The following is a 13,432-nucleotide window of genomic DNA, read 5'->3' on the forward strand; positions in this document are numbered from 1 at the left end:
GTGAAGAACTTCAATAAGCAAATCACTTTATCGCTGAAAAATCCGTTTATTTTACATCATGACGTTTACGGACAAAAAGTCCTTCCGGGATTGGCTTATATTGATATGTTTTATCAGATTTTCAAAGAGCGCGGCTATTCATACGACGGGCTTCAGCTGCGCCATTTATCCATATATCAGCCGCTTATTGCGAAAGAAGACAGCGCCGTCAAGCTTACGGTTGAATGTACAAAGGTAAAAGAAGGGCGCTGGAAACTTACCGCAAAAGGGGCTGAGGTCAGCGGCGGACGAGTACAGCCGGAAGAACGTATTTACGTCAAAGCGGAAATGCACGAGACGGCACCCGCAATTTTCAGTGAAACGCTTGATCTTGACTCTGTCAAACGCGAGGCGGAACGCACCATCGATTTAAATGAGCTTTATGCACAATGCAGAAGCCAGGAATTGGTTCACAGCGGATATATGAAAGCAGAAGGAGAAGTGTTTGAGGAGCGGGACGGCGTCACCTTTGATGTATCGCTCGGAAAAGACGCGATGGGACAGGCCGGGGGGTTTTTATTCCATCCGACTCTCCTTGACGGAAGCGGCGTCGGCGCAAACCTATTGATCTCATCGCTGTTAAATGGGGAAAAGAGGCTGTTTCTGCCTCTTTTCTACGAATCTTTTACAGCTTCCGAACCTTTGCAGGCCGGCTGCATCACGAGAATCAAACGTTCGTCGCTTCGGCAGGAAAAGGAGCTCATTTACATTACACTGGAGTTTTTTAACGCATCCGGCCGGAAAGTAGCCGAGCTGAAAGATTTCACAAGCAAGCTCGTGCGGGACGCCGAGCTGATCAATACAGAACGAAAGACTGCTGAGAAGTCTCCTGAAAAAGCCGGTTTACCGGAAGTTGCGGCATCGCTTGAAGGCGGACACCCGCATGAGGAAGCAGAGCGGTATGTCATGAATTTGATGGCGGAAAAAATCGGCAAGCCGCTTGAACAGATTGATTCTCAAGTCGGCTACTATGAAATGGGGCTGACATCGTCCGGACTGCTTGACGTCGTCGAAACGATCAGCGAAAAAATCGGCGAAACCCTTTCTCCGACTTTGCTGTTTGAATATACGACGGCAGCAGAGCTGGCAGCTTTCCTGACTGAGCAGTACGGGAGCCATTTCAGCGCGTCTCCGGCAAAAATGGAGAAGCAGGTTGAGACGCAAACAGAGAGAAGACGGAAAAGCAGTGTTCCGCAAGATGAAGATATCGCGATTATCGGCATGGCCGGCCGCTATCCGCAGGCCGAAAATATTCATGAATTCTGGGAAAACCTGAAAGAAGGAAAAAACTGTGTCACCGAAATTCCGGAGTCTCGCTGGGACTGGCGCCGGTTTGAAAATGTAAAGTCGCCTTCCGGAAAGAGCATCTCAAAATGGGGCGGATTTATTGATGATCCGGATTGCTTTGATCCCCAATTTTTCCGGATTACGCCGCGGGAAGCTGAAACAATGGACCCTCAGGAAAGGCTGTTTTTACAAACATGCTGGGAAACGATTGAGGATGCCGGATATACGCCGAAGTCGCTCGCAGAGGCGCGCGGACGGAATAAGAGACAGCGCGTCGGCGTCTTTGCAGGGGTGATGCATAAGGATTATACGTTGGTCGGGGCTGAAGCTTCTTCTGAAGATCATGTATTCCCGCTTTCTCTTAATTATGCGCAAATCGCAAACAGAGTTTCATATTTTTGCAATTTTCACGGGCCGAGCATGGCGGTCGATACGGTCTGTTCATCTTCGCTGACTGCGGTTCACCTTGCTGCGGAAAGCATTCGGCGCGGGGAATGTGAATCGGCGGTTGCCGGAGGCGTCAACTTGTCGCTGCATCCGAATAAATATCTGACATACGGTTTATGGGACATGTTTTCAACAGACGGGGTTTGTCATACATTCGGGAAAGACGGAGACGGCTATGTACCGGCTGAAGGAATCGGTGCCGTTTTATTAAAACCGCTGCGAGAGGCGGTAAAAGACGGCGACCGGATTTATGCGGTGATAAAGGGCAGTGCCGTCAATCACGTGGGGACAGTGAGCGGAATTTCCGTGCCGAGTCCTGTCGCGCAGGCTGATTTGATTGAAGAATGCCTGGACAAAGCGGGCATCGATCCGCGCACGGTCAGTTATATTGAGGCGCACGGGACGGGAACTTCTCTCGGCGATCCGATTGAGGTTCAAGGCCTTGTCAAGGCGTTCCGCCAGTACACACAGGACAAACAGTTCTGTTCGATCGGATCCGTGAAGTCCAATATCGGCCATGCGGAATCGGCTGCGGGCATCAGCGGCTTAAGCAAGGTTGCCCTGCAGCTTCACCATAAAACTTTGGTGCCGTCTCTTCATTCGGAGGAGCTGAATCCGTATTTAGATTTTGAACAATCACCGTTTTACGTCCAGCATCATACCGAAGCATGGCAGCAGCCATCAGTGACGGAAAACGGAAACGAAACCGTATATCCCCGGCGTGCGGGCATCAGCTCTTTCGGGGCGACAGGTTCAAACGTGCATCTCATTCTGGAGGAATTTATCCCTGAAGAATCACACGGAACAAATGCTGAACCGGCAGAAGAACAGACATTCATTTTCCCGGTTTCAGCCCGGAATGAAGAACGGCTAAAAGAGTATGTTGCGAAGCTGTCTGCATTTATTCATCCCGGCCTGCCGCTTGAGGATGCGGCGTATACACTTCAGATCGGCCGTGAACAGATGGAGGAGCGGGTTGTGTTCACCGCTCAGAATATGACACAGCTCAAAGAGCGGCTGGAAGGCTTTCTGGCGGGTAAAACGGTCAGCGGGTGCTGGCGGAACCGAGCCGATAAAAGCAAACAGGCAGAGCTTGCTCCGGACTTGATACATAAATGGCTTTCTTCCGGAAGTCTGGAGATGATTGCCGAAAAGTGGGCCGGCGGAGGAACGATGGATTGGAAGCTCTTATACGGTGAAAACAAACCGAATCGGATCAGCCTGCCGACATATCCGTTTGAAAAAATCCGGTATTGGGTACCGAAGGCGGAGAAAAGAGAATCGCTGCCGCAAAAAAATGCAGGCATGCTGCATCCGCTCCTGCATGAAAATGTATCAAACATGTCAGGCGTCCGTTTTCGGTCCTCGTTTAGCGGCGGAGAATTTTTCCTGAAAGATCACGTCGTCAAAAACGAGCGGACGTTACCGGGCGCGGCTTATCTGGAAATGGTCCGGGCGGCCGTTGAACATGCGGCAGAAACGAAGGAAGAAGGAACAGTCCGTCTGAAACATGTCGTATGGATACGTCCGTTTACAGCGGCGGATGAGTCCGCAGATCTGTATCTCCGTCTTTATGACGAAGAAAATGGGGAGATGGGATTTACGGTTTACAGTGAATCGGCTTCCTCGGAAGAAGAGCCCGTTCTCTATGCGCAAGGAAGCGCAGCGTTTGTCCGAGCGGGCGAACCGGCCAAAATCGAGATTGACAAATTAAGAGAGTCACGCCGGCTGATCACACCTGACGCTTGCTATCAGGCATACAAACAAATGGGGATTGAATACGGGGATGCTCACAAAGCGGTCACGGAAATCTATGCAAAAGACAGCAAAGTGCTCGCGAAGCTCTCACTCCCGTCATCTATTTCTCATACAAAAGATCAGTTTGTCCTCCATCCGAGCCTTTTGGATGCGGCCTTCCACGCGACAATCGGGTTAATGCTTGACAGAGACGGGACTGACATACGGCCGATGCTGCCGTTTGCTCTCGAACAGATTGATGTGTTGAAAAGCTGTAAAAGCGATATGTGGGTTTCCATTGCGTACAGCGGCGAAAGCAAGCCTGAAGATGCCGTGCAGAAGCTGGATATTGATGTATGTGACGAACAAGGCAATGTATGTGTGAAAATGACTGGTTATTCCGCACGGGAAATTGAAACGGATAAAACAGATACACTTTATTTTGAACACGTATGGGAAGAGAAGGCCGCTGTACATGAAGAAGCGCCGATCCATTTCAAAGCCCGTCACGTGATGATATCTGACCGGTTTACGGATCAAATGAACAGCATACAGACGGACTTCAGCTGTCATGTGCTCCGTGATCAGCATAAGAGTGAAGACGAACGGTTTGAAGCTTGTGCGCTTCAGGCGTTCGAAGAAGTGAAGAAAATCCTCGCTTCAAATTCCGGCGGGCGCGAGCTCATTCAGATTGTCGTGCCTCAAGAAGCGGATACGCAGCTCCTTTGCGGCTTAACAGGGCTTTTGAAAACAGCGGCGCTTGAAAACCCGAACTTGACAGGCCAGCTGATTGAAACGGAGCCGGACGTCAAGGCAGACACGCTGTCCCGATATGTAAAAGAATGCAGCGCTCATCCTGATGACAAGCATATTCGCTATGAAAACGGCAGGCGCTATACGGCACAATGGCAGGAAACGGGTCTTGAACAGTTCGGCGCCGAAAAGCCGTGGAAGGATAAAGGTGTTTATCTGATCACAGGCGGTGCGGGCGGACTCGGATTTTTATTCGCCAGAGAAATCGCCCGACATGCAAAAGACGCCGTTCTTATTTTAACGGGGCGTTCTCTGTTGGATAACCGTAAAAAAGCCCAGCTTCAAGAACTGTCCGATCTCGGCGCGCAAGCTGTGTACAAACAAACGGACATGACGGAAAAACAAGAAGTTCAATCGCTCACAGCGGACATCTGTCGGCAGTACGGCGGATTAAACGGTATCATACACAGCGCCGGAACGATAAAAGACAACTATATTCTGAAAAAGCACAAAGATGAAATCCGTGATGTACTGGCGCCGAAAGTCTCCGGGCTGGTTCATCTTGATGAAGCGGCAAAGGACATTGAGCTTGATTTTCTGATTCTTTTCTCTTCCGGAGCCGGAAGCGCCGGAAGCGCGGGCCAGGCTGATTATGCGATGGCCAATGCGTTTATGAACGCCTTCAGTGAAAAAAGAAACCGTAAAAAAGCCCGAAATGAACGCTATGGACACACCCTTTCAATCTGCTGGCCGCTTTGGAAAGACGGCGGCATGACGGTTGATGCTGAAACGGAAGCCATGCTGACAAAAGAAAGCGGCATGGTCCCTATGCAAACAGAAAACGGCATTCAGGCTTTATACCGCGGGTGGGCGGCAAACACATCTCAAGTCATGGTGACGGAAGGCTACGCCGCAAAAATCCGGGCGTTTCTGAAAAAATCAGCGGATGATCAGCCGGATAAGGGCAGCGAAACCGAAGAACCGGTGGGTCTTACAGCAAGCGGAGAGAACATGCTTGCAGAAAAAACGGAGCATTTCTTGAAACAAGTGCTTTCGGAAGTGACCAAACTTCCTGTCGGCAAAATTGATGCCAAGGCGCCTATGGAAGATTACGGAATTGATTCGATTATGATTATGCATTTGACGGGCCGGCTGGAAAAGAGCTTCGGCTCATTATCAAAAACATTGTTTTTCGAGTACCAGAATATCGAATCGCTGACGCAGTATTTTATGAAAGCACACCGGGACACGCTGCTGGAAGTGACCGGGATGAAAACAGAAGAAACCCCTGCAGCCAAACCTGCGCTGTCTGAGAAAGCGAAAGTAAAGCCCGTTTTCAAACGGAATGAAGGCAAAAAAGGCTTTGCGCAAGTCCGTCCAGACACGCGGGAAAATCAGCAGCTGACAGAGCGTGAAGATATCGCGATAATCGGTATATCAGGACGATATCCGCAGGCCGAAAATCTTCAGGAATTTTGGAAGAATTTGAGTGAAGGCACTGACTGCATAACCGAAATTCCAAACGATCGCTGGGATCACAGTCTTTATTACGACGCTGATAAAGATAAAGAAGGCAAGACGTACGGAAAATGGGGAGGATTTTTGAAAGACGTGGACAAATTTGATCCGCAATTCTTCTCTATTTCGCCCCGTGATGCAAAATTGATGGACCCGCAGGAGCGGTTATTCCTGCAATGTGTCTACGAAACGATGGAAGATGCCGGTTACACGCGCAAAAAGCTCACGGAAAAATCGGGTGATTTGCTTGGTGCAAATGTCGGTGTTTACGTCGGCGTCATGTACGAGGAATATCAGCTTTACGGAGCCGAAGAACAGGCGCGCGGAAAATCGCTTGCGCTGACCGGAAATCCGTCATCAATTGCGAACAGGGCTTCCTATGTATTCGGTTTTAACGGCCCGAGCATGGCTCTGGATACGATGTGCTCTTCTTCTTTAACAGCCATTCATCTGGCATGCCAAAGCTTGCGGAACGGGGAATGCGAGGCAGCATTTGCCGGGGGCGTCAATGTATCCGTTCATCCGAATAAATATTTGATGCTCGGCCAGAACAGATTTTTATCAAGCAAAGGCAGATGTGAAAGTTTCGGAGAAGGCGGAGACGGTTATGTGCCCGGTGAAGGAGTGGGAGCCGTACTCCTTAAGCCGCTTTCTAAAGCGAAAGCGGACGGTGATCATATTTACGGCCTGATCAAAGGAACGGCCGTGAACCATGATGGAAAAACAAACGGGTATTCCGTACCGAATCCGAACGCCCAAGCCGCGGTGATCAAACAGGCGTTAAAAGACGCGGGAACCGATCCGAGGGCGGTCAGCTACATCGAAGCCCACGGCACCGGAACTTCACTCGGCGATCCGATTGAAATCACGGGTCTGACAAAAGCCTTTTCAGAACAAACACAAGATAAACAGTTTTGTGCCATCGGCTCAGCGAAATCCAATATCGGGCACTGTGAAAGCGCGGCGGGCATCGCGGGTCTGACGAAGGTGCTCCTGCAAATGAAACATAAGCAGCTCGCACCGTCACTGCATTCCCGGACGCTTAACCCGAATATTGATTTTCTCGCTACGCCGTTTAAAGTGCAGCAGACGCTTGAAGAGTGGAAAAGACCGGTCATAAATGAAAATGGAGTAAATAAAGAATTGCCGAGAACCGCGGGGCTTTCCTCATTCGGAGCCGGCGGCGTCAACGCTCATATCGTCATCGAAGAATATTCCGCTGATGAGGATAAGGAGACGGCTTTTGCCGCACCTCATCCGTCGATGATCGTCCTTTCCGCGAAAAATGAGCAACGGCTTCAAAAACGGGCGAAACGTCTTCTTGATGCACTGCGGAGCGGGCGTTACCGGGAAGCGGATCTGAGCCGGATCGCATATACGCTTCAAGTCGGACGTGAACCGATGGAAGAGCGTCTCGGAATGATTGTCAGCAATTTGCGCGAGCTTGAAGAGAAGCTTGACGAATTTACGGGCGGCAAGGAGTCAATTGACCAGCTCTACCGCGGACAAGTCAAACAGAATAAAGACACGATGGCGCTGTTTACGGCTGATGAGGACATGGAAAAAACCATTGAGGCGTGGCTTGAAAAAGGCAAAGCCGCAAAGGTATTAGAGCTTTGGGTGAAGGGCCTTCCGCTGAATTGGGATAAGCTGTATCAAATGGGCAGACCGCAAAAAATCAGTCTTCCGGCCTACCCGTTTGCAAAAGACCGTTATTGGATCGACACATCAGCTGATGCAGCTGTCAAAAGACCGGCCGAAACACAGTCTGCGCCGATCGCACCGGCGGCCGCCCCGGAACCGGTCATTGAAGTAACAACTCTTCACGAGGAGACTGTCAAAGAAAAACCGTCAAACATTACACTGCAGACTTTGAGCGGCGCGAAACCGAAAAGAACCGTACAGCCCGCTTCCCGTCCGGCGGTTTCCGCTGAAAAAGTAAGTGCCGTATTGACCGAAAGTTTGGCAGACGTTTTATATATGGATGCCGACGATATCGACGCAGACGACACATTTATTGATATCGGCATGGATTCAATTACCGGTCTTGAATGGATAAAGTCTGTTAATAAAGCATACGGCACGTCCCTTACGGTGACGAAAGTATATGATTATCCGACAATCCGCCAGTTTGCGGCTTTCTTGCAAAAAGAGCTCGGGACAGAACCGATCCTTGAGGAAGCAACCGAACCGCAGAAAACAGAGGCCGTGAAAAAACCGTCAAACATCATGCTGCAGCCTTTAAACGCTCATAAGCAACATGTGATACAAGCAGAAGCGGATATTCTGGAGGCGATGTCTGAAACGGCAGCTTCCGCCGAACCGGAAGAACCGATTGAAGCGGTGCATGACGAGTTATCAAAAGCACTGGCAGATGTATTGTACATGGAGCGGCATGAAGTAGATATTGATGAGGCCTTTATTGACTTGGGTATGGATTCGATTACCGGTCTTGAATGGATAAAAGCCGTCAATAAACGGTACGGCACGGACTGTAACGTAACGAAAGTGTATGATTATCCGACAATCCGTCAATTTGCCGATTTTCTGCGTGCGCAGCCGTCCGTCCGCGGCAGAAAAAAACAGGCGGTTCCCGTACGTCCAAAGCCGCTTACGCAGCAACATGCCCCGCAGGAGAAAACACCTGCCGAGCCGGAGAGATTAACGATTCAAAAGGAACCTGAACCGGTGCAGGCCAAACGGGAGCCTAAAGACGAGATAGCGGACGCGATAGCCATCGTCGGCATGTCGGGCAAGTACCCGGATGCGCCGGAGCTAAAGACATATTGGGACAACTTAGCCCGTGCGAAAAACGCCATTCGCGACATCCCGCTTTCCCGCTGGGATGTAAACAAATACTATGATCCGGCCTTAAACAAGAAGGGCAAAGTATACTGCAGATCAATCGGTATGCTTGACGACATTGAAGAGTTTGATCCGCTGTTCTTTAATATATCTCCGTCTGAAGCGGAACTTATGGACCCTCAGCACCGGATATTTTTACAGGAAGGTTTTAAAGCCTTTGAAGATGCGGGTTACAGCTCAAAAGAATTAAACGGGAAAAATTGCGGCGTTTATTTGGGGATTATGAACAATGAATACGGCATGATGTTAAACAAACATCAGACAGGAGGAAGCGCGACGGGCAACAGTTTCAGCATCGCGGCGGCCCGCCTGCCTTATTATCTCAATTTGAAAGGGCCGGCCATTCCGATCGATACGGCATGCTCTTCATCTCTCGTCGGGGCTCATTTGGCGCGTCAGGCGCTGTTGAATCATGAAATTGACATGGCGCTTGTCGGCGGTGTGACCTTGTATTTAACGCCTGAATCATACATCAGCATGTGTGAAGCAGGAATGCTGTCTCCTGACGGCCAATGTAAAGCATTTGATAACAGTGCGAACGGATTTGTGCCTGGCGAAGGCGCGGGGGCGCTCGTTTTGAAGAGGCTGAAAGATGCGGAAGCCGATCAAGACCATATTTACGGAGTCATTATCGGATCTGGAATTAACCAGGACGGAAAAACCAACGGCATTACCGCACCAAGCGCGAAAAGCCAAATGGATTTAGAGCGCCAAGTGTATGAAGCGCACAACATCCACCCTGAGAGCATCACCTATGCGGAAATGCACGGCACCGGCACAAAGCAGGGGGATCCGATTGAATTAGAAGCCCTGTCTTCTGTATTTAAGGAAAAAACGGATCGCAAACAATTTTGCGCCATCGGTTCGGTTAAATCGAATATTGGGCATACGTCGGCGGCGGCAGGTGTAGCAAGCGTCCAGAAGGTTCTGCTGTCGATGAAGCATCAGCAGCTTGTGCCGACCCTACATTTCAGCACGCCGAATGAACATTTTGATTTCGATGACTCGCCTTTATTTGTCAATACCGAACTCAAACCTTGGGAAACAGGCGGAGCACCGCGGCGGGCCTGTGTCAGCTCATTCGGCTACAGCGGCACAAACGCTCATCTCGTTATCGAAGAGTATCAGCCGAAAGACCGGGGAAGCCGTAAGCCTGATGAGACAAACATTTTTGTGCTGTCGGCGAAAAAAGCGCCCCAGGTAAAAACCTATGCCGAGTCTGTGATCGAATTTGCAAAAGCCGATCAGAATATCAATCTTTCAGATATGGCGTACACGCTTCAAACCGGGCGTGATGCGATGGATTACCGTCTTGCGGTTACAGCCGGTTCGAGAGAAGAACTGATCAGCCGTTTAACCGATTTTGTAAACGGAAATACGGGTGAAGGGATATATGAAGCCCATATCAAAACGGCTAAAAAAGAAATCAAAGCATTTGAAACGGACGATGACCTGAAGCAGCTTGTGAGGTCATGGTTCGATAAGAAAAAATACGCCAAAATAGCGGAATTGTGGGCCAAAGGGCTCCAGATGGACTGGGACAGACTCTATCAAGGCGAAAAACCCCGCAGAATCAGTCTGCCGGCTTATCCATTTGCGAAGGAGCCGTACTGGCTGCCTGAGCCGAAAGTCATACCGCAGGAAACAGAAGACCGGCGCGAGGCTGTGCTTTTAGAAAAGCAATGGGTTCCGTGTGAGATCGATTCGGCCGGTGAGAAAAGCGGCAGGACGGTCATGATTCTGGCTGATGCAAGAACAGCGGAGCTAGCCGAAGAGACTGCAAAACATTTCGCTGACTCGTTCATTCTCCCGGTCGATTCCGCTGACACTGCAGCTAGCGATTGGAATCACATAGATGGCGCAATCGATCTGACGGGATGCGGAGACGAAGACCCTTCACTGGAAGGGATCAGCCGGCTCCAGACTCTGATTGATACAAGCCGCCGGCAAGCGCGGCCGCTGACGCTGCTATATGTAACAAAAGGCTTGGAGCCATTTCAGCAGAAAACGATTCATCTTGCAGGCGCGGCAAAAAGCGGCCTGTACAGAATGCTTCAAAATGAGTATCAAAACGTGACGTCCAGACACATGGATGCCGATAAAGATACGGATCAGCAGACGCTTGCCAAACAGATTGCAGATGAATTTTCGGCGGACTGCACAGAACCGGAAATCTGCCGCCGAAACGGACAGAGATACCGTGCTTTATTCAGGGAGATTCCAAGCGGGAAGCGAGCAGAACATAAGCCCGCACCGTTTCCTGAAGACCATGTGCTTTTCATTACCGGAGGCACGAGGGGACTGGGTCTCTTATGCGCCCGCCATTTCACAGAAAAACACGGCGTGAAAAAAGTAGTGCTGACAGGCAGGGAGCCGATTCCTCCCCGTCATAAACGGTCAGCCGTTAATACGAGGCTGAAAGAGAAGATACGGGCGATTGAAGAGCTTGAAGCAAAAGGAGTGCAAGTGGCGGTGATCAGTCTGAAATTGTCTGATCATGATGCGGCGGCAGCGGAAATTGAAACGATCCGGCGCACGATGGGACCGATCGGCGGCGTCATTCATTGTGCGGGATCGGTTAATTCAGTAAATCCGGCATTTATCAGAAAGACTGCTGAAGATATACAAGAAGTGCTGGAACCGAAAGTCGCCGGGCTTCAAACATTAAGCAGCCTTTTCACAAATGATCCTTTGCAATTTTTTGTCTTATTTTCTTCAGTATCTGCAGTCGTTCCGGCGCTCGCGGCGGGACAGTCGGATTATGCGATGGCAAATGCGTACATGGATTATTTCGCGGCGGCTCATCAGCATCAATATCCGTTAGTCAGCATTCAATGGCCGAACTGGAAGGAAACCGGATTGGGTGAAGTCCGCACAGAAAGCCTGAAGCAGACCGGGCTGCTGGGACTGTCCAACGCGGAAGGACTTGACTTGCTGGACCGCATTTTATCTGAAAACATCCGCCCGTCCGTTCTGCCGGCTATCGTTGATCGGAGCGAATGGCATCCTGACAGGCTGCTCTGTCAAGAGAAAAAACAAAAAGAGACTGAAGCCGTAATAAACGGCAAAGCCGCTGAAAAACATTCAGACAGAGAACTGCTTCTTGATACGAAGGCGTGGCTTGTGAAACTGTTTTCCGATGAGCTGAAAATCGCTCCGGAAGAACTGGAAACAGACGAACCGTTTCAGGATTACGGGGTTGATTCGATCATTTTAGCGCAGCTTTTACAGCAAATGAATCAAGCGCTCAAAGAGGACTTAGATCCGTCTGTTTTATATGAACATCCGACGATTGACGCGTTTGCCGAATGGCTTGTATCCAATGGGCAGCCGCTGCTTGCAGAAAGGGAGGAACCTGATACAGAAATGTTGCTTCCGGCTGCCGTACAAACGGTTCATACTGAACAAAAGCGTGATGCCGTAACTGAAGACATTGCCGTCGTGGGAATGAGCTGCCGTTTTCCGGGAGCGGAATCGTTAGAACAATATTGGGACTTGCTGAGAAGCGGCAGGTCCGCAATCGGCTCCGTCCCGGCGGAACGTTTCGGATATGCAAATCAATACGTTGCGGGATTGATTGACAATATGGATCACTTTGATTCCGAATTCTTTTTCATTCCGGAAAACGACGCGAAAGCGATGGACCCTCAGGCATTGGCGGTGTTGGAAGAGAGCTTGAAACTTTGGTGCCATGCCGGCTATTCCCGTGAAGAAATCAAGGGTATAGAGGCCGGTGTGTATATCGGAGGCCGAAGCCAGCATCAGCCTGATCCTGAAATTCTTGCGAATACCCGCAACCCGATCGTTGCGGGCGGGCAGAATTATTTAGCGGCAAACGTTTCGCAATTTTTTGATCTGCGCGGGCCGAGCATCGTGCTTGATACGGCTTGTTCATCGGCTTTGACAGGAATGAACATGGCCGTTCAGGCACTGAGAAGCGGCGATATCAAAGCGGCGGTAGTTGGCGGCGTCAGCCTGCTGAACACGGATGCGGCGCACCGGATGTTCCAAGAGCGCGGGCTGTTAAACGAAAAGCCGGCATTTCACGTATTTGACAAGCGTTCAGGCGGAGTTGTCCTCGGTGAAGGCGTCGGCATGGTGCTGTTAAAAACAGTAAGCCAGGCGCAAAAAGACGGCGACACGATACACGCGGTCATTAAGGCCGCCGCCATGAACAATGACGGCAGAACGGCAGGCCCGTCAGCTCCTAATATGCAGGCGCAAAAAGATGTCATGCAAAGCGCGCTTTTCAAAAGCGGCAAAAAGCCGGAAGACATCAGTTATATCGAAGCAAACGGATCGGGTTCCGCTGTAACTGATTTGCTTGAGCTGAAGGCGATTCAATCCGTATACCGTTCTGGCCAGCATGTTCCGCTCGGCATCGGGTCAATTAAGCCGAACATCGGGCATCCGCTTTGCGCAGAAGGCATCGCAAGCTTCATTAAAGTCGTATTAATGCTGAAGCATAAACAAACGGTTCCGTTCCTCTCAGGAGATGAACCGATGCCGCATTTTGATATAACAAAGACAGATTTTCATTTTCATAAAACAGCCGGCGAATGGGATGCAGCCAGACCGTCAGCAGCCATCAACTGCTTTGCCGACGGCGGAACGAACGCCCACGTCATTCTGGAAGCTTGGGAAGAAAAAGACACCCGAATGAAAAGAAAGCCGCTGCCGGTACCGTCATTAAGACGTAAGGCTCTGGTAAAAGAGCCTGACGCACCGGCGGAGAAACAAGAGCTTCCTGCGAAAAAAATGTTCTGGAAAGCATTTAAATGAGAGA

The 13,432-nt window shown here is 50.2% G+C and carries 1 protein-coding gene; it reads left to right on the forward strand.

Annotation, left to right across the window (positions count from 1 at the left end; genetic code table 11):
- Nucleotides 1-13,428, forward strand: coding sequence for a type I polyketide synthase (locus ACKTRM_RS08625; RefSeq protein WP_012117596.1), 13,428 nt, complete (start codon nt 1-3; stop codon nt 13,426-13,428).
- Nucleotides 13,429-13,432 lie beyond the last annotated feature (4 nt).

Origin of the sequence: Bacillus sp. D7-8, from assembly GCF_052055895.1 — a bacterium.
In the GTDB taxonomy this organism is placed as follows: domain Bacteria; phylum Bacillota; class Bacilli; order Bacillales; family Bacillaceae; genus Bacillus; species Bacillus velezensis.